The 17455-nt window shown below is 52.0% G+C and carries 19 protein-coding genes, 1 rRNA gene and 1 riboswitch; of the genes, 18 read left to right on the forward strand and 2 right to left on the reverse strand.

Going from position 1 to position 17455, the window contains the following annotated elements:
- Nucleotides 1-118: 118 nt before the first annotated feature.
- Together rrf and NST26_RS33380 are read left to right on the forward strand one after the other, a co-directional pair.
- Nucleotides 119-235, forward strand: a 5S ribosomal RNA gene (rrf, locus tag NST26_RS33375).
- A gap of 263 nt (nt 236-498) precedes the next feature.
- Nucleotides 499-918, forward strand: a complete 420-nt coding sequence (locus NST26_RS33380) for a hypothetical protein (RefSeq protein WP_036723990.1) — start codon at nt 499-501, stop codon at nt 916-918.
- A gap of 86 nt (nt 919-1004) precedes the next feature.
- On the opposite strand, the gene NST26_RS33385 is transcribed toward NST26_RS33380, so the two are convergent.
- Nucleotides 1005-1529 carry a hypothetical protein gene (locus NST26_RS33385; protein WP_340980747.1) on the reverse strand — a complete coding sequence of 175 codons (525 nt, stop codon included), beginning with the start codon at nt 1527-1529 and terminating at the stop codon, nt 1005-1007.
- 210 nt (nt 1530-1739) lie between these two features.
- Here NST26_RS33385 and NST26_RS33390 point away from each other — a divergent pair, with 210 nt between their 5' ends.
- The 10 genes from NST26_RS33390 to rsmI all read left to right on the forward strand — a co-directional run bounded on the left by NST26_RS33390 (nt 1740) and on the right by rsmI (nt 9623).
- Nucleotides 1740-1925, forward strand: a complete 186-nt coding sequence (locus NST26_RS33390) for a sigma factor G inhibitor Gin (protein ID WP_036723987.1) — start codon at nt 1740-1742, stop codon at nt 1923-1925.
- A gap of 215 nt (nt 1926-2140) precedes the next feature.
- Entirely contained in the window at nt 2141-3970 is a 1830-nt protein-coding gene (locus tag NST26_RS33395) for an aminotransferase class I/II-fold pyridoxal phosphate-dependent enzyme (RefSeq protein WP_340980748.1), read from the forward strand.
- Nucleotides 3971-4612, forward strand: coding sequence for a dTMP kinase (gene tmk, locus NST26_RS33400; RefSeq protein WP_036723984.1), 642 nt, complete (start codon nt 3971-3973; stop codon nt 4610-4612).
- 115 nt (nt 4613-4727) lie between these two features.
- A complete protein-coding gene (locus NST26_RS33405) occupies nt 4728-5057 on the forward strand; it encodes a cyclic-di-AMP receptor (RefSeq protein ID WP_036723983.1) in 330 nt (109 codons plus the stop codon).
- Nucleotides 5058-5062: 5 nt separating this feature from the next.
- Nucleotides 5063-5506 carry a YaaR family protein gene (locus NST26_RS33410; protein ID WP_036723982.1) on the forward strand — a complete coding sequence of 148 codons (444 nt, stop codon included), beginning with the start codon at nt 5063-5065 and terminating at the stop codon, nt 5504-5506.
- Between the two features lie 16 nt (nt 5507-5522).
- A complete protein-coding gene (gene holB, locus NST26_RS33415; protein WP_036696363.1) occupies nt 5523-6497 on the forward strand; it encodes a DNA polymerase III subunit delta' in 975 nt (324 codons plus the stop codon).
- A gap of 150 nt (nt 6498-6647) precedes the next feature.
- On the forward strand, nt 6648-7448 hold the full coding sequence (locus NST26_RS33420) for a PSP1 domain-containing protein (protein WP_036696365.1): 801 nt from the start codon (nt 6648-6650) through the stop codon (nt 7446-7448).
- A 31-nt stretch (nt 7449-7479) separates the two neighbouring features.
- Nucleotides 7480-7842 (forward strand): DNA replication initiation control protein YabA, encoded by a 363-nt coding sequence (gene yabA, locus NST26_RS33425; RefSeq protein ID WP_036723981.1) that lies wholly within the window; start codon nt 7480-7482, stop codon nt 7840-7842.
- 102 nt (nt 7843-7944) lie between these two features.
- Complete coding sequence (locus tag NST26_RS33430; protein WP_200869522.1) at nt 7945-8721, forward strand: tRNA1(Val) (adenine(37)-N6)-methyltransferase; 777 nt, start codon at nt 7945-7947, stop codon at nt 8719-8721.
- Entirely contained in the window at nt 8718-9623 is a 906-nt protein-coding gene (gene rsmI, locus NST26_RS33435; protein WP_340956920.1) for a 16S rRNA (cytidine(1402)-2'-O)-methyltransferase, read from the forward strand. The genes NST26_RS33430 and rsmI overlap by 4 nt, the downstream gene beginning before the upstream one ends.
- Before the next feature lie 650 nt (nt 9624-10273).
- Here rsmI and NST26_RS33440 read toward each other — a convergent pair.
- A complete protein-coding gene (locus NST26_RS33440) occupies nt 10274-10528 on the reverse strand; it encodes an AbrB/MazE/SpoVT family DNA-binding domain-containing protein (protein WP_019914502.1) in 255 nt (84 codons plus the stop codon).
- Nucleotides 10529-10803: 275 nt separating this feature from the next.
- On the opposite strand from NST26_RS33440, the gene NST26_RS33445 reads away from it, so the two are divergent.
- From NST26_RS33445 to yabG, 6 genes are all read left to right on the forward strand, one after another.
- Nucleotides 10804-12087 carry an HD domain-containing protein gene (locus NST26_RS33445; RefSeq protein ID WP_340980751.1) on the forward strand — a complete coding sequence of 428 codons (1284 nt, stop codon included), beginning with the start codon at nt 10804-10806 and terminating at the stop codon, nt 12085-12087.
- A 54-nt stretch (nt 12088-12141) separates the two neighbouring features.
- Nucleotides 12142-12912, forward strand: a complete 771-nt coding sequence (locus tag NST26_RS33450) for a TatD family hydrolase (protein ID WP_076082763.1) — start codon at nt 12142-12144, stop codon at nt 12910-12912.
- A 199-nt stretch (nt 12913-13111) separates the two neighbouring features.
- A riboswitch (cyclic di-AMP (ydaO/yuaA leader) is annotated at nt 13112-13340 on the forward strand.
- 286 nt (nt 13341-13626) lie between these two features.
- Nucleotides 13627-14787: a 3D domain-containing protein gene (locus tag NST26_RS33455; RefSeq protein ID WP_340980752.1), complete on the forward strand. Its 1161-nt coding sequence runs from the start codon at nt 13627-13629 to the stop codon at nt 14785-14787.
- Nucleotides 14788-14948: 161 nt separating this feature from the next.
- Nucleotides 14949-15500 (forward strand): ribonuclease M5, encoded by a 552-nt coding sequence (gene rnmV / locus NST26_RS33460; RefSeq protein ID WP_036723973.1) that lies wholly within the window; start codon nt 14949-14951, stop codon nt 15498-15500.
- Nucleotides 15497-16381 (forward strand): 16S rRNA (adenine(1518)-N(6)/adenine(1519)-N(6))-dimethyltransferase RsmA, encoded by an 885-nt coding sequence (rsmA, locus tag NST26_RS33465; RefSeq protein WP_340980754.1) that lies wholly within the window; start codon nt 15497-15499, stop codon nt 16379-16381. Before rnmV ends, rsmA begins: the two co-directional genes overlap by 4 nt.
- A 74-nt stretch (nt 16382-16455) precedes the next feature.
- Complete coding sequence (gene yabG, locus NST26_RS33470) at nt 16456-17364, forward strand: sporulation peptidase YabG (protein WP_036723969.1); 909 nt, start codon at nt 16456-16458, stop codon at nt 17362-17364.
- Nucleotides 17365-17455: the final 91 nt, after the last annotated feature.

The following is a 17455-nucleotide window of genomic DNA, read 5'->3' on the forward strand; positions in this document are numbered from 1 at the left end:
TAATTCGCAGATTCGTTTCGGATTCAGTTTTCAGGCGATCAAGCCTGGCAGGATGTTAAACCGATGGTTTGATATTTTCTGTAGCGATTTCGAGAAGCGTAGGCTTCGAAAAATCACGTTTGGTGGCGATAGCGGAGGGGTTCCACACGTACCCATCCCGAACACGACCGTTAAGCCCTCCAGCGCCGATGGTACTTGGACCGAAGGGTCCTGGGAGAGTAGGACGTTGCCAAGCACACATGAGCCATTGTCGACAATTCGACAATGGCTTTTTTGTATACCCGCATATATAAAAAGCGGGAAGGGGTGCGGTATTTTATTATAAAAACGCTTACAAACGAGTGACATTTTTGTTACCGACGAGGCGATGGTTCCAAGTATAATGGAAAAGTGCAATAAATAAGCAAAAGCCTTAATACGAATGAACTACGTATAAATTCTATCCTGGAATTTTCTTGCGTCTTTAGATGCATGGTAGAGGTAAGGAGGATTTAAGGTATGAAGCGAACTCAACCTTTGTGGATATTAGTTATTCTTTGTATAGTCGGAGTAATGCTGGCGGGTTGCGGAACGAAGGAGCCGGCTTGGGATACTTTTAACGGTGCACTTAATGAGGAAGATTTCCCCGTTCCCAAAGAGGCAAGCTCACCCGACAGAACAACTACAAATGTAGCCATGGACTATGTACGGTATTCTTTGCCGGGGTTGAAGGAGAAGAAAGGCGTGCCCGAGCCTTATCTTGCAGCTATTAAAGCGTGGGGCTGGGAAGAGCAGGAACAGAAAGCAGACGATTCCGGGAGCTCCCGTGTTTTTCAGAAAGAAGGACTTATTGTACACCTGACCGTTCATGATGACTATTTCATCGTGATGATTCCGAAGGAAAAGAAGGTTACAACCAAAGGCTTGAAGAACAGATAAAAAATCGCCGTCCGGTTATGGATGGCGATTTTTTATGCGTGCATGCTTGGCCGTTTAAATACAGCGCTATGTATATCTGGTTGTGATTACTGGGCGTAATAAGAGGCGTCTGCTGCATTGAACTTGAGCATCCCGTCTTTGGCTACACTGTTGAAGCGCAGCAGCGCATACAGACGGGGGAGCAGCAACCACAGGTGGCATACTGCCAGCGAAGCCGTGAAGGCGGGCGGAGCCCAGACGATGAAGAGTGCGGCTATACAAAGACCGATCCAGAGGTTATGCAGCTGTACGGTACGGAAGATGCCGTAATTGATATATTGATCGGGCATGTAACCGGGCCAGGGCAGGCGCAGGGATAATCTCCAGCGCTTGGCGATAGGGTGTCCGCTAATCAGCAGCACAGAGCGTGAGATGACATACTGAATCCACAGCATGACAGGTCCGGCTATAATCATGAACAGAACGCTAAGCCAGGAGAGAAAGACACTTTCGAGCACAAGGCATATAAAGGGCAGGGTGATATAGACCCGCAGCAGGAATGCTGTAATAGTAATTTTTTTGATAAGCTTGTATTGATAGAATGTAGCGGCACCTTTGGTGTTTGGTTCCATACCTGGAATTCGGACCTCCTCGCAAGTTCTCTTGTTATTATTATCGGCCTGCTCCTGCGTTTTATTAAACAACGGGCTCAGATTCACCGAATGGGCAGCGGGCGAATATATATATTTTAGGCTATGAAGGATTAGGAAAAAACTATGAAAAGGTTTAAAATGATAGAAGGTGTACCATACTGTTCTTAAAAGAGTCAAGGTGGGATGAAAATGGAACAGCAAACCGGGCAGGCCTGCATTATCTGCGGGCAAGAAAAGGAAGAAGGCATTGTGATTGTCTCGCACTTCATCTGTGAAGACTGTGAGAGTGAGATGGTGCGTACGGAGGCTGAGGATGTGAAGTACAACTTTTTCATTAACCGGATGAAGAAGATCAATCTGCGTATGCATGCTTAATGTTCGAATTGCAGTACCTGTAACAAGCAACATATAAAGAGCGGGCGGTGAATCTGTGTCGCGTTGGCTGCAAATACAAGGTTCTTCTTAACGGCTTCTCCGCCCTGACCGGGTGAGGGGAGCCGTTTTATTGCGTGCAATCCTTTGCGGAAGTGATAGGCGTTTGGGTGCATTTACGTTAAAATAGAAGGTAACCCCCAGGGGAGGAAGAATCTATGGACAAGCTACAGCCTGGCAGGGCACCTGTATACGAAATGCTGGAACAATATAGACATAAGGGTAATATATCTTATCATGTGCCGGGTCACAAGAACGGGGAAGCTTACCGGAGTACTGTCAGTGCAGAGAGTGCGGGGTATCTCACGGAAGTGATGCGTTACGATGTGACGGAGATTACCGGAACGGATGACCTTCATCATCCGGAAGGGGTAATAAGGGAGGCCCAGGAGCTGGCAGCCGATTGTTACGGCGCGGAGGACAGTTATATGCTGGTGGGCGGAAGCACCGCGGGTAATCTGGCTCTGATCCTGACGGTCTGTTCTGAGCCCGGAAGTTTGCTTATTCTGCAGCGCAACGTCCACAAGTCCGTGATCCATGGACTGATGCTGGCGGGAGCGCGTGCAGTCTTCCTGGAGCCGAAGATCGACCCGGGCAGCGGTCTTGCGGTGGCACCGTCTGCTGAGACGGTGCAGGCGGCGCTGGCCGCTTACCCGGAGGCTGCCGGGGTCCTAGTCACCATGCCGAATTACTACGGCATGGGCAGTGACCTAGCGCCCCTCGCGCAGGCCTGTCACGCTTGCTGCGTGCCGCTGCTGGTGGATGAGGCGCACGGGGCGCATTACGGGCAGCACCCCGCGCTTCCGGCCGGGGCGCTTGCCGGGGGCGCGGACGGCGTGGTGCAGTCCACGCATAAGATGCTGACGGCGCTGACGATGGGCGCCATGCTGCATGTGCAAGGGCCATGGCTGGACCGCGCGCTGCTGCGGCAGCGCCTGGCCATGGTGCAGAGCTCCAGCCCATCCTACCCCGTGATGGCTTCGCTCGATCTGGCCCGGCGCCTGCTGCACAGCCAGGGCGCCGGTGCCTTCACGGCGGGGCTCGCCGCCGTGGATGTCCTGCGGCGCGGCCTGGCGGCGCTGCCGCGCTTCGGGCTGCTGCAGCCGGCACAGCCGCAGCAGCCTGTCTGCGGCGAGGCGGGCGCCGCAGGAGTGAATACGCCGCCGCTGCGCGGGGCGGCGTACGTGACCCAGGACCCCTTCAAGGCGGTCATATATGACGCCGCGGGGGTCCTGGGGGGCTTCGAGCTGCAGCGCAGGCTCGAAGAGAGGGGAATCGTGCCGGAGATGAGCGACGACCGGCACGTGGTTCTGGCCTTCAGCCTCGGCTCGAAGGCTGAAGAGGCAGCGGAGCTGCTGACAGCGCTGCAGGACATTGCAGCGCAGACCTCCTTGGCAGCGCCGCAGACAGGCGGGAGCGCAGCTCCCTCAGACCTTGAACCTACCACTGGCGCTGATCATGTCACTGGCCCTGAACCTACTGCTGGATCTGATCATATCTCTGATCTTGAACCTGTCTCCGGCCTAGATCTTACCGCTGGTTCCGGTCCTGGCCAGTCTACTTACTCAGACACTGCCGCAGCTCCCGCTCCCCAAGGCGGAGAATCCTTCTCCAGCGCACGGACCGCAGCCCAGGCAGCGTCATATAATAGCAGAGAAGGGGAATTAACCTTCTCCGGTCACATTTCCACGTGGAACAATTTCGACATTCTGGCAGTCTCGGCTCCGGTCGCGTTCTCTATCCGGCCGGTGGCTGCCGGGGAGACAGAGAGTGTAGAGCTTGAGGCAAGCGCGGGCAGGATTGCGGCGGAGATGGTTATTCCCTATCCGCCAGGCATCCCGCTCTTATATCCCGGAGAGAGCATTACAGCGTCTGTCTGTGACAGGCTGATCCGTCTGAGAATAGGCGGGGCGAAATTTCAGGCCTGTGCTGATCCGGCCTTACAGCATATTATGGTATACAACATTCAGAAGGGCGGAGAAGCATAAGTGAAGCGAGAAGGATTCTTCATTACACTGGAGGGAGGCGACGGCTCCGGCAAAACAACCGTACTCGGCAGGGTGGCTGCTTATCTGCAGAACCATTCCATGCCCTATTTAATCACCCGCGAACCGGGAGGGATTGAGATTGCCGAGAAGATCCGCTCTATTATCCTCGACCCGGCGCATACGGCTATGGATGCCCGGACAGAGGCACTCCTGTATGCGGCGGCAAGAAGCCAGCATCTGGCGGAGGTGGTCGAGCCTGCCTTGCAGGAGGGAATTACCGTGCTCTGCGACCGTTTTGTAGACAGCAGTCTGGTCTATCAAGGGTACGCCAGAGGGCTGGGCATCGAAGAGGTGAGGGGGATTAACCGGTTTGCGACTGGCGGGAGAATGCCCGATCTTACCTTTTACCTGGATGTAGATCCTGAGGTGGGCCTGTCGCGGATTGCCGCCAACCAGAACCGGGAAGTGAACCGGCTGGATCTGGAGAGCCTGGAGTTTCATCAGAAGGTGCGGGCGGGCTATGAACTGGTAACCAGCTCTGATCCGCAGCGGATTGTGGTGCTTGATGCGGGTCGTCCCATCCATATGGTGGAGCAGGATATTGTACGTGTACTGAAGGACAGGATATTAAAGGATTTCTAAGGTGTTTTGTCAAATAAACAATAGAGGTATAATGATTGAACAGGGCTTCTCCGCAGATTGAATCGATGTTGTGCGGATAGCCTGTGAACATAACTAATTAGGAGGGGATACGAAGATGAATTTGATCATTGCAATTATCCAGGATAAAGACAGCAACCGGCTATCCAGTGAACTGGTGAAGGCGAACTTCCGTGCCACCAAGCTGGCCAGTACAGGCGGATTTCTCCGTGCGGGTAACACTACCTTTTTGATTGGGGTAGATGATATTCAGGTAGACGCTGTACTCAGTGTAATCCGTAACAGCTGTAAAGTACGCGAGCAACTGGTCACTCCGGTCACGCCGATGAGCGGCACGACAGATTCCTATTTGCCGCTTCCTGTTGAAGTGCAGGTGGGCGGAGCTACCGTATTCGTACTTCCCGTCGATCGTTTCGAGCATTATTGAGCATAATGAAGATCAACCCGGGCTACAGGCCCTTAAAAAGCGAAATGCTGACCACAGAGGCTGAGAGGCGTCCGGTCCAGCAAAAAAACTTCAACGATGTATTTCAACAGCAAAGCCAGCAGAAAACTATAGATGAGTTGAACCGTCAGATTAAAGATATCCAGCTGCAAGGCGACCGGCTCTCCAAATCCATGACTGTGCGTGAGCTATCCATCTACCGGAACCTGATCAAACGGTTCCTGGAGGAGACGGCCCGCCGCGGAGTGATCCTGAAGGATACCAAGGGCTGGGACCGGCGGGGCCGCGGCAAACGCTACAAGCTGCTCGAAGAGGTTGATGCCGCTCTGCTGAATATGGCAGATGATCTGCTGGACAGCGAGCAGGGCCGGATCGATCTCCTGGGACGGGTTGGAGAGATCCGCGGGCTGCTGATTAACCTTTCTTTCTGACAACTTGGAGGAATATATGTCTTTTCATGAACTATTAGGCCAGGAGGACGCCAAGCGGCTGCTTCAGAATGCCTTACGCAAGGATGCGGTCAGCCATGCCTATCTGTTCACGGGTCCGGCAGGCAGCGGGCAGGTGAAGATGGCTTTGACGTTCGCCCAGGCGATATTCTGTACCGCCAGCAAAGATGATGCCTGCGGAGAGTGCCTGGAATGCCGCAAGGTGGAGCATGGCAATCATCCTGATTTAACGCTGCTGCGCCCCGATGGGGCGAGCATTAAGATCGATCAGATTCGTGAACTTCAGCGTGTTTTTTCCTACCGCTCGGAAGGAATTAACCCGAAGGTTTATATTATAGAAGGAGCGGACAAAATGACGGTGCAAGCCGCGAATAGTCTGCTGAAATTCCTGGAGGAGCCGCCGGCCCCTGCGGTAGGCATTCTGATCTCCGATAACAGCAGTTCCCTGCTCCCGACGATCCAGTCCAGAACCCAGCGCATTCCGTTTAGCCCGCTCCATCCGGATATTATGCTTCAGGCGCTGTCCGGTGAAGGGGTTCCGGTGCCGCTGGCACGGTGCGCGGTGTCGCTGACTGCCGGTCTTGACGGCTGCAGGGAACTTTTGGCACAGAATTGGTTTGCAGAAATGAGAAATCTAGTGTTACAATTAGCGAAGGAGTCTCTGGGCAAGGGCAGCACTGCGGTAGCAACCGCGGGTTCGAAGCTGTTCAAGACCGGACTTGGTGAACATTTGGACACTCTATTCAGCATGTTCCACTTATGGTTCAAAGATATGCTCTACTTCCTGTACCGAAAGCACGAAAGTATCGTTTTCATAGATCAGTTAGACTTTATTTCGAGGGCTGCCCGTCAGAGGAGTACGCAGCAGTGGGTGGCTTATATGGAATACGCGGCGGAGAGCAAGCGGAAGCTGCGTTCCAATGCCAATGCCCAGCTGTGTCTGGAGCAGTTTTTAATCCGGCTGGAAAGCTAGAGGCTCGGGTTATTTATAATAGATCCTCCGGGATATAATCCTCAGCACCTGGAAAGACCGGGTATAGCGGACGAGGAAGGACAAGCATGGATCATCAGGGAAGCAGTCTTGCTTAAGGGTTCCTTTACCGTCAAACAAGGGGGTTAATTTTTGTACAGCGTAGTAGGTGTCCGCTTCAAAAAAGCGGGTAAAATATATTATTTCGATCCGCTTGATTTCCCGATTGAACGCGATCAATGCGTGATTGTCGAGACTGCAAGAGGGGTCGAATACGGTAAGGTTGTCGTTGGCAAAAAAGAGGTGCAGGAAGCTGACGTTGTACTGCCGCTCAAGAAAGTCATGCGCATTGCCGGTGAAACCGACGCGCGCGTGGTGGAAGAGAACAAGGGTGCAGCGAAGGATGCTTTTACCACCTGTTTAAATAAAATCCGCGATCATGGCCTCAAAATGAAGCTGGTGGATGTGGAGTTTACGTTTGACCGCAACAAGATTATTTTCTACTTTACGGCCGAGGGCCGCGTGGATTTCCGCGAGCTGGTGAAGGACCTGGCCAGTATTTTCCGTACCCGCATTGAGCTCCGGCAGATTGGTGTGCGGGATGAAGCCAAGATGCTGGGCGGATTAGGCCCATGCGGACGGGTGCTCTGCTGCTCCTCCTGGCTTGGTGATTTCGAGCCGGTGTCCATCAAGATGGCGAAGGATCAGAATCTGTCGCTTAACCCGACCAAGATCTCGGGATTATGCGGACGGCTGATGTGTTGTCTGAAGTTTGAGCATGATAATTATGAGAGCACGAAGGAAGAAATGCCGGCTGTAGGCAAAATGGTCGTTACTTCACTGGGTGACGGCAAGGTAGTCGGTATCAATGCCGGCAGCCGCACGGTTCATGTGCAGCTGTTTGAAGTGGGCAAAGTTAAAGAACTTCCAATGGATGATGTTGTCGTCAAGTAAACCATTATAAGGTTACTTTCGGGGTGGAAACTTGGAGAAGAAAAATATATTTGCACACATGCAGGAGATGGAAGCGCAGATGGATGAAATGCGCACCACTCTGGGCGATTGGAAGCAGACGGTCAAAGAGCTGATGGAAGCGAATCAGAAGCTGAGTCTGGAGAACGAGCAACTTCGTATCATATTGAAAAGGGAAGCACCTGTAGATAAGGCCGCACTGTCTGCGGAGGCGGAGGCTATACTTGCTGCCGAAGGGAAAGAGGAGGTTGTCGGGGAAGGCTACGATAATCTGGCCCGGCTGTATCACGAAGGCTTCCACATCTGCAATGTCTACTTTGGGCATTTGCGGACGGAAGGGGATTGTCTGTTCTGCCTTTCTTTTCTTAATAAATGAGGATATCCAGCCGTAGGAGATTGTCGCCTACGGTTTTTTTGAATGTAAGGCTATGCTTCCGAAGCATACGCTCAACAAAAACTTTTAGGAGATTACATTACAATGACCCATTCAATGAACAATACACCTGTACCCTTACATGAAGCAGAACGGGTCGATGACCTGCTCACCCATGATCTGAGAATTATCCAGAGTGACGAAGTGTTCAGCTTCTCGATGGATGCCGTACTGCTGGCACGGTTCGCCAGTGTACCGCCGCGCGGACGGGTGCTTGACCTGTGTACGGGTAACGGAGTAATTCCTATGCTCCTGACTACACGGACGAAGGCTTCTATTGAAGGAATCGAGATTCAGCCCCGTCTGGCAGACATGGCCCGGCGCAGTGTATCGCTTAACGGTCTGGAGGAGCGGGTACAGATTCATGAGGGCGATTTGCGGGAGCTTCATCTTACAGCGGGCTATGGCGTATACGATGCGATCACGGTGAATCCCCCTTATATGCCGCTGAACGGGAGCGATCTGAAGCTAAATTCCCATCAGGCGATGGCCCGCCATGAAATTGGTTGTACCCTGGAGGAGGTCATTCAGGCCTGTGTCCGGCTGGTCCGTACCGGAGGCAAAGTCAGCATGGTGCATAAGCCGCAGCGCCTCGTGGATATTATCAGTCTGATGCGGAAGCACCGGCTGGAACCGAAGCTGATCCGCTTTGTACATCCCCGCGCCCATCTGGAAGCGAATATGGTTCTGATCGAGGCCGCGCGTGACGGGAAGCCGGAGGTGCGTTTACAACCGCCTTTAATCGTATATAATGAGGACAATCAATATTGCCCCGAGATTATGGATATTTATTACGGAAACAAAGAGGATACGAGCCAATGACCATACAATGCCAAAGCAGCTTTCAAAATAATCATGACGGAGCGAAGCCCGAAGGATGCGGAAGTCTGTATCTGGTGGCTACGCCGATCGGCAATCTGGAAGATATGACATATCGTGCAGTACGCATGCTGAAGGAATGCGATATTATCGCCGCTGAGGATACGAGACAGACGCGTAAGCTGCTGAGCCATTTTGAAATTACACCGTCCATGCTGTTCAGTTACCATGAGCATAACAAGGCCGCCAGTGGGCCGGAGCTGATACGCTATATAATAGAAGGTAAAAATCTGGCACTCGTCAGCGATGCCGGTCTGCCGGCGATTTCCGACCCTGGTGCCGATCTGGTAGCTCTGGCTGTCAGCCATCAGATTCCGGTGATTCCGGTGCCAGGAGCGAATGCCGCCTTGTCGGCTTTGATTGCCTCAGGGCTGCCTACCGCCAGCTTCACGTTCGTCGGCTTCCTGCCTAGAGAGCGCAAGGACATAAGGGCCGTTCTGGCATCTCTGCGTTCTGCCCAAGGGACACTGCTCTTCTATGAATCGCCGCACCGAGTTGCCAAGACCCTTGTTCATTTGCAGGAGGCCTTCGGCAACCGCCGGATCACACTGGCGCGTGAGCTGACTAAGCGATATGAGGAGTTCCTGCGCGGAACGATTGAAGAATGCAGTAGATGGCTGGAGGAGCATCCTCCGCTTGGAGAGTACGTAATTATCCTTGAGGGAGAGAGTAAAGAGGAGGCCGAGCTGGCCGAGTCTTCCTGGTGGCGTCAGCTTAGTACCGGGGAGCATGTAGCCCACTATGAGTCTTCTGGTTTAACGCGTAAGGATGCCATGAAAAAGGCAGCGTCTGACCGCGGCTTGTCCAAGCGCGATATTTATAATGAACTCCTGGAGCGGAGTTAGAACACTGCTGTGCTGAAGTTATTCGAATTCCAGTGAAAACCTAAAAATGGTTTTATTCATCTGAGCATCCAATGAAATAAATGTATTCTATACACTTATATGGATTGTAATATTCCTTTTATTAGTTATAGTTGTAGTTTATACATTTATATGTATAGGAAAAGCCAGTAACCATCCAGCACCCAAGTCGCTAATCACTCTATGGTTAAGCGATTCTCGCAGAGAGAGCGGGTCTACGCAGATCAGTCGCACGAGAGCACCCGGCGCAGCCGACACAGGCAGCCTGCCTGTGGCGAAACCCTTCGACTGGCAAGGCCTGAGGAATCACCGCAGGGAGGCCGAGGAGGGCCGGTCCACCGCCAACCCCAGCTTCCTTCCGCGCCTGTTGCAGAGATCCGCCAAGCTTCCGGGTGTCCAGAGGGCCGGGGCCCTTGGGGCCCTCCCTGCAGGGAGGGTTTGGGAGGGTAAGAATCAGAGGTTTAAGAATTAGATGTGAGGTTTAGGAAGCAGACAGGGTAGGAAAAAGGGGCATCCGGGGAAAGTCCCCGAAAATAGCGCAAAAAAATACCTCCCGCGCGAACGGGAGGCCAAGGAGATATAAAAAGGTTAGAATTAACAATTGGATTAGTTCCTATTATACCCTATTTATTTTAGTTTGTCACAGGGGTAGGGATAGCCGAAATGCATTCATGACAAACAATTTTACCTTTGAAGTAAGTTACATTCTCAGCATTGCCGCAGAAAATGCAAGCAGGCTCGTATTTCTTAAGCATGATCCGCTCACCGTCCACGTAAATTTCGAGCGCATCTTTTTCTCCAATGCCCAGGGTGCGACGCAATTCAATTGGAATAACGACCCGTCCAAGCTCATCTACCTTACGTACAATTCCTGTTGATTTCATCATTACAATCGTTGCTCCTCTCAATGTTCAAAAGCGTCATTATTCGACATTCTTCACTGTTTTATGATATTTATAATACCAACCATTCCCAAAACAGTCAACCTTTTTTCAGGCTAATTTTAAGAAATCTTTTGAGACCACATTTATTCCGCGTTTGATCGGGCAAATCACTCTTAAAAAGCTTATGAAGATGTTTGTCGATTTGGCAGTATATGAATCGCTAATATTCGACAAATAGCGACAATATATTATATAAAACAAGAAAAGGAGATGATTTCATGAAGCAACCGCTGTCAGAAGAGAAGGTATTTAAGGACCCGGTTCACAACTACATCCACGTACAGGACACTATTATCTGGAGATTGATCAACACTAGGGAATTTCAGCGTCTGCGGCGCATCCGGCAGCTGGGCACCTCCTATTTGACCTTTCACGGGGCGGAACACAGCCGGTTCTCCCATTCTCTGGGGGTATATGAGATTACGCGGAGAATTATTTCCCAGTTTGAACGGAGCGGCTATAAGGACTGGATGCCGGAGGAGAGACTGCTTACCCTGTGTGCGGCACTGCTGCATGATTTGGGGCATGGCCCATTCTCCCATTCTATAGAAGAAGCTTTCGAAATGGATCATGAAGACTGGACCTGCCGTATCATTCTGGAGGATACAGAGATTACGGCTATTCTGCGTGATGTGGCTGAAGATTTCCCTGTTAAAGTAGCCTCGGTCATCTCCAAAACCTATGAGCATGAAATTGTTGTCAATTTGGTGTCGGGACCGCTGGATGCTGACCGGATGGATTATCTGCTCCGGGATGCATACTATACAGGGGTGAATTATGGAACCATCGACATCGACCGGATTCTGCGGATGCTGCGTCCTTATGACGGCCGGGTGGTTGTGAAGGAATCGGGGATGCATGCGATTGAGGATTACCTGATGTCACGGTACCAGATGTACTGGCAGGTCTATTTCCACCCGGTAACCCGCAGCTCTGAGATTATTCTCAGGCAGATTCTCCGCCGGGCCAAGGAGCTGGTGCAGCAGCAGCATGCCTTCCGCTTCATGATCGAGCCCTTAAGTGATCTGTTCAGCGGAGAGGTAACGGTAGGGCAGTACCTGCTGCTGGATGAAGCCTTGATGCAGACTGCCTTCATGCAGTGGACGCTGGAGGAGGATGACATTCTGAGCGACTTGTGCAGCCGGTTTATCCATCGTAAACTGTATAAATATGTGGAGATGGAGCATTTGGATTCTGACACGATTGACGAAATTCGCCGCAGCTTCGCCGGTGCGGGACTCCGGCCCGATTATGATCTGGAAATTGATTATCCCACCGATCTTCCCTATGATGTGTTCCGTCCGGGAGACGGCTTTGACAGCAAGCAGATCCTGCTTCTGGACAAGCATGACCGGCTAAGGGAAATCTCCGAGGTCTCGGATATTGTTCGCTCTATCAGTGGTATTCACCGCGGCAGATACCATCTGTATTTTCCGCAGGACAGACTGCAGAAAGCCCTTCCACAGCTGCCGCCGTCCATCGCAGAGATTTTTGCCAAATAAGCAGATCAAGCTTGGAATTATAGATACAATAACAGGCCGAAAGGATGTAATGTAATGCAGTTATTCGACACCCATACCCATCTGGATGCTCCACAATTCGACGAAGACCGCGAAGAGGTCATTGCCAGGGCGCTGGAAGCCGGCGTCAGCAAGATGATCAACATCGGTTTTAACCGGGATACGATACCGACTACCATGCAGCTTGCCGAGAAATATGATTATATTTATGCAGCCGTTGGCTGGCATCCCCAGGATGCCATCACGATGAAGGACGGAGACCTGGAGTGGATCGCCTCCTTATGCGCTCATCCCAAGGTGGTTGCCATCGGCGAGATTGGACTGGATTACTACTGGGATACCTCTCCTAAGGATGTGCAGCATGAAGTATTCCGCAAGCAGATCGGGCTGGCCCGAGAGCTGAAGATGCCGATCTGTATTCATAACCGTGATGCTCATGAAGATGTGATCCGCATACTCCGTGAGGAGAAGGCGGGCGAGGTTGGCGGCGTAATGCACTCCTTCTCCGGGAGCTGGGAAAGTGCCAAGATGTGTCTTGATTTGGGCTTCCATCTTTCTTTTGGAGGACCGATTACGTTCAAGAATGCCCGGGTGCCCAAAGAGGTGCTTGCCCAGACTCCGCTGGACCGGCTGCTGATCGAAACTGACTCCCCATATCTGACTCCGCACCCCTTCCGGGGCAAGCGAAATGAGACCGCTCATGTGAGGCTGGTAGCGGAGGCGGCCGCGGCAATAAAAGGGATTGAATTACAGGAATTGGCGGAAATTACGTATGCGAACGCACTGGAACGATTTGGGATACTCTGAAAACAGGAGTAAAAGCGGTGAAAAATGAAGTATAGCGGATATATTAAACTTTTATGACGGAAAAACGGCCGATTATTACAATATTTTAATCATTTTTTTACGTAAACGTGGTTGAATCGTCCTTTACAACATGTATCAAAACAGGATATCATCTTTTCAGTGCAGTGAGCTGTTGTAACTGTGACAGTCACTAATTTCATGGATCGTCTCGCTGAGTCTCCGTATGGAGAACGGGGGAACCAATAATGCGCTGCCGCATGAACGTACAAGAGTACTGGCACAGAATTGCCGCAGGCATTATTTGATTTCTTTACGTGGTCTTTGGGGTGAATTTGAGGGCAACCGCCGTGAGCGGGTGACCTGAGATAGGGCGTCTCTCTTATGTCCGAACCCGACAGCTAACCCCGTAAGCGCAAGTAAGAGAGGAAACCTCGTGCATAAGCATTCCGACGTATTCGACACCGGGAAGCCACGAAAGAGTCCTCTATGAGCTCTTTTTAGGCTTCTTTTGTTTTGAATAATGAGAATGCTCCCGGCATACTGTTATATAACAGATCTCCGGAGTAACTATGCCGAGCAGGCGATCCATGAGCAGGAAACGCTGAAGCAAGTGCGGGCGTATCCTGTTGCAAACTCAAACCTAGTTTCGTCAGAAGTGATACAGTCACCTTGAACTAACTTGGACGACGGGGCTATGTAAGGAGGATGGAGAGAGTGGGCGTATTCCAACCAGAGGTATCCCATGATTCGCAATCATCCAGCAGGTCTTTCGCATTACGGTTGAAGCAAGTGAATCCCCGCGTAGTTTTACTTGCCGGTGTGGCATCGATTGTTATCGCACTGTTAATACTGCTGTACGTACACGGTCAGAGCAAAAAAGAAATTACCCTAGTAATAGACGGACAGGTACAGACACTGGAGACGCGGGAAACGCTGTTCAGTGATGTGCTGGCTAAGGAACAGATTTCGCTGCAGGCGCATGATGAATTATCTATTGGCCTTAGTGATGAAATAAAAGACGGCGACCGTATCGTGATTAACACTGCGCAGAAGTTCGCTCTTACCGTAGACGGAAAGACCGAGACGTTATTTACGACCGAGGATACCATTGGTCAGGCCATCGACAAGCTGGGCTACAGCCTGGAAGGCTTAGACAAGATTTACCCTTCGCTAGAAACCGCAGTATCTGCAGACATGGAAATCAAAATTGTCCGGATTAACAAGCATGTGGTTCAACGGACAACTAATTTGCCTTTCCGGGTCATTAAGACAGCAGACCCCTCATTGACCAAGGGAACCGTAAGAGTGGCACAGGCAGGTAAGCCTGGCGTAATGGTCCAGCACATCGAGAAGATCTATCAAGATGGCGAGCTGGCATCCATGCGCATGATCGGCAAGGAAGTACAGACGGTTACCAAGGACAAAATCATTGCCATTGGAACCAAGCCGCTTCCTAAGCCCGTCGTAGTTACTGCCAAAGTTTCCAAACCTGTAACAACCTCCAAGTCATCTAAAGCCAGCGCAAAGGCCAGCAATGTTACCAGTAAGGCTGGTGTGGATTTCGAGTACAAAAGAATGATCAAAAACGTATCCATGACTGCATATTCGTCTCAGGAACCGGGTATTGGAACACGTACTGCCTCCGGCACACGCGTAACGGAAGGCCGCACTATAGCTGTAGATCCTAGTGTTATACCGATTGGCTGGTGGGTGTACATTGAAGGATTAGGGTTTCGCCGAGCAGAGGATACTGGCGGTGCCATCAAAGGCAACAAGGTGGATGTCTATTACGATTCACTGAGCCATGCCCGTAATTTCGGCCGCAAGTCGCGCACACTCTATGTGATCGGACCTGTAAAGCCGGAGCTGAACTAAATGTAAAGTCTTTTGCAAATTAGCGGTTAATACGATATAGTGAGGGAAGCACTTACGAAATTTTAGAGAGCTGCCGCTCATCACTTATACATTCTTTAGCCAAAAAGAAGGGGAGCGAATCCTCTTCTTTTTGCGTTCTGGAGTAAGGAGTAAAAATATTTATGATTAAAGAGCTAATTGTGGTTGAAGGGAAAAGTGATACCGTTGCCGTTAAGCGGGCGGTTGAGGCCGATACGATTGAAACCGGGGGTTCGGCAGTGGATAACAGGGTCATTGCCAAGATCAAGCTGGCCATGGAGCGCCGGGGTGTAATCATTCTTACCGACCCGGATCATGCCGGAGAGCGAATCCGCAAAATCGTCGCGGCCAAGGTGCCGGGCTGCAAGCATGCCTTCATCCCGGAGAAGGATGCAACCCGCAAAGGAGATATCGGAATAGAGAATGCTTCGCCTGAGGCTATCCGCCATGCGCTGGAGCATGTACATACCTCCTTCGAGGGGGCGCCGCCCATCATTGGGCTGGATGAGCTTATGGCCGCAGGGCTGATGGTGCATCCCCGGGCGGCTGAGCGCAGAATGCAGCTTGGCAATCTGCTCGGTATCGGTTATTGCAATGGCAAGCAACTGTACAAACGTCTGGCGATGTTCGGCATTACCCGCGAAGAATTCGCGCAGGCCCTCGCCCAAATTGATCAGGGAGGCATTACTTCATGAGCGGTATCGAGAATATCTCGTCCCCAACAAGAACCAAAGCGATAATTCAGCGTTACGGATTCTCCTTCAAAAAAAGCCTGGGCCAGAACTTTCTGATCGATCAGAATATTCTGGACAAAATCGTGGATGCCGCCGGTCTGGACAGCACAGCCGGTGCGCTTGAGATTGGGCCGGGGATCGGAGCACTGACGGAACGGCTGGCGTTGACGGCCGGGGCCGTCACTGCGGTAGAGATTGACCGCAGGCTGATCCCGATTCTTAGGGATGTCCTGTCGCCATATCCCCATGTAAAGATCCGTAATGACGATGTGCTGAAGGTGAATCTGCAGGAGCTGTTCGCTGAGGATTTCGCGGGGAGGGACCGGGTTAGTGTCGTAGCTAACCTGCCGTATTATGTGACTACACCCATCCTCATGAAGCTGCTGGAGGAGAAGCTGCCGCTGGATAATATCGTGGTCATGATCCAGAAGGAGGTTGCCGAGCGTATGGCGGCGTCTCCGGGCGGCAAGGAGTATGGCAGCCTGAGTATTGCCGTCCAGTATTACAGCGAGCCTGAGCTGGTCTGTATGGTGCCGCGTACGGTGTTCATCCCGCAGCCTAACGTGGAATCGGCTGTGATCCGGCTGAAGGTCAGAGAACGCCCTCCGGTGGAGGTAGCGGACGAGAAGCATTTCTTTGGTGTGGTACAGGCGTCCTTTACCCAGCGGCGCAAGACGATTGCCAATAATCTTAAGGCCCGCTACTTCCCGGAAGAAGGGCGGGAGCGCCTGGAGGCGCTGCTCTCCGAAGCCGGCATTGAACCCTCGCGGCGCGGCGAGACGCTTAGCATTGAAGAGTATGCGCGGCTCAGTGCGGTTCTTCTGGCTGCAGGCATCGCATAGAATACAGAAAACCCTCCCGGCGGATGAACCAACCGGGGCCTTTGCCCATAACATGGGGTAGAGGTGGTGTTGTGATGAATCTAGGAGACTTGGTCATTCGTAAATCCTATGGCGGCGATGTGACCTTCCGGGTAGACAATATATTGCAGAATAGAGCAGTCATTAAAGGCACGGAGTTCCGTCTGCTGGCGGATTCCCCGCTGGAGGATCTGGTGCAGGTGCCTCCTACACGGGTTACCGAGCGGGGAGCGCGTGCGCAGATCAAGGCAACAGAATCTCTAACCTGGTTGCGTAAAGACCGGCAGGTGCAGAGCCAGCGAAGCGGAGAGAGCGTGTCGGGGTCCACGGGAACCTGGGGCCCATCTCCGAAGGAAGCGGCTTATTTTGAAGTGCCGGGTAAGGTCCTGCATTTGGATGGTGATGCACTCTATCTGAAGAAGAGCCTGAGTCTCTACGAGCAGCTGCGCATACCGGCGGAGGGACATCATGTCAACGAATCCAAAATGGCGGAGACGCTGTACCGTCTGCTGCCCCGTGTGCGTCCCGATATCGTAGTGATTACCGGCCATGATGGAGTACTTAAGCAACAGCAGAATTATGATCTGTACAGTCTGAGCAGCTATAAGAATTCACAGAATTTTGTGGCAGCCATCCGGGTGGCCCGTGAATATGAGCGGAATTTCGATGCTTTGACGATCGTAGCCGGAGCCTGCCAGTCGCACTTCGAGGCTCTCCTGGGCAATGGTGCCAACTTCGCCAGCTCCCCGGGCAGAATACTCATTCATGCCCTGGACCCGGTGTATATTGCGGCCAAGGCCTCTTTTACCTCTATCCGGGATACGGTGAACTTAAGCGATGTACTGAGTCATACGATCAGCGGCAATCAGGGGATGGGCGGAATAGAGACGCGGGGCAGCTTCCGGATCGGAATGCCTCAGCTGCAGAACCTGGCTACGCTGAAGGTAGCGCCTTCGGTGCTATAACCGGGTAAGTGATAACTGAACAGCGGAAGGAATAGGGTAAGCATTCGTGCTTATCCTATTTTGCTGCCACGGAAGCCGCTTATGACACAAG

It is taken from the genome of Paenibacillus sp. FSL R7-0128, from assembly GCF_038002245.1.
In the GTDB taxonomy this organism is placed as follows: Bacteria; Bacillota; Bacilli; order Paenibacillales; family Paenibacillaceae; genus Paenibacillus_AQ; species Paenibacillus_AQ silagei.

Bases quoted from the DNA above. Each gene is read 5' to 3' on its own strand.
- NST26_RS33445 (WP_340980751.1), top strand. From the start codon at position 10,804: ATGAAGCAACCGCTGTCAGAAGAGAAGGTATTTAAGGACCCGGTTCAC.
- holB (WP_036696363.1), top strand. From the start codon at position 5,523: ATGTCTTTTCATGAACTATTAGGCCAGGAGGACGCCAAGCGGCTGCTT.
- rsmI (WP_340956920.1), top strand. From the start codon at position 8,718: ATGACCATACAATGCCAAAGCAGCTTTCAAAATAATCATGACGGAGCG.
- NST26_RS33430 (WP_200869522.1), top strand. From the start codon at position 7,945: ATGACCCATTCAATGAACAATACACCTGTACCCTTACATGAAGCAGAA.
- rnmV (WP_036723973.1), top strand. From the start codon at position 14,949: ATGATTAAAGAGCTAATTGTGGTTGAAGGGAAAAGTGATACCGTTGCC.
- NST26_RS33405 (WP_036723983.1), top strand. From the start codon at position 4,728: ATGAATTTGATCATTGCAATTATCCAGGATAAAGACAGCAACCGGCTA.
- NST26_RS33395 (WP_340980748.1), top strand. From the start codon at position 2,141: ATGGACAAGCTACAGCCTGGCAGGGCACCTGTATACGAAATGCTGGAA.
- NST26_RS33450 (WP_076082763.1), top strand. From the start codon at position 12,142: ATGCAGTTATTCGACACCCATACCCATCTGGATGCTCCACAATTCGAC.
- NST26_RS33380 (WP_036723990.1), top strand. From the start codon at position 499: ATGAAGCGAACTCAACCTTTGTGGATATTAGTTATTCTTTGTATAGTC.
- yabG (WP_036723969.1), top strand. From the start codon at position 16,456: ATGAATCTAGGAGACTTGGTCATTCGTAAATCCTATGGCGGCGATGTG.
- rsmA (WP_340980754.1), top strand. From the start codon at position 15,497: ATGAGCGGTATCGAGAATATCTCGTCCCCAACAAGAACCAAAGCGATA.
- NST26_RS33440 (WP_019914502.1), bottom strand. From the start codon at position 10,528: ATGATGAAATCAACAGGAATTGTACGTAAGGTAGATGAGCTTGGACGG.
- NST26_RS33410 (WP_036723982.1), top strand. From the start codon at position 5,063: ATGAAGATCAACCCGGGCTACAGGCCCTTAAAAAGCGAAATGCTGACC.
- NST26_RS33385 (WP_340980747.1), bottom strand. From the start codon at position 1,529: ATGGAACCAAACACCAAAGGTGCCGCTACATTCTATCAATACAAGCTT.
- NST26_RS33390 (WP_036723987.1), top strand. From the start codon at position 1,740: ATGGAACAGCAAACCGGGCAGGCCTGCATTATCTGCGGGCAAGAAAAG.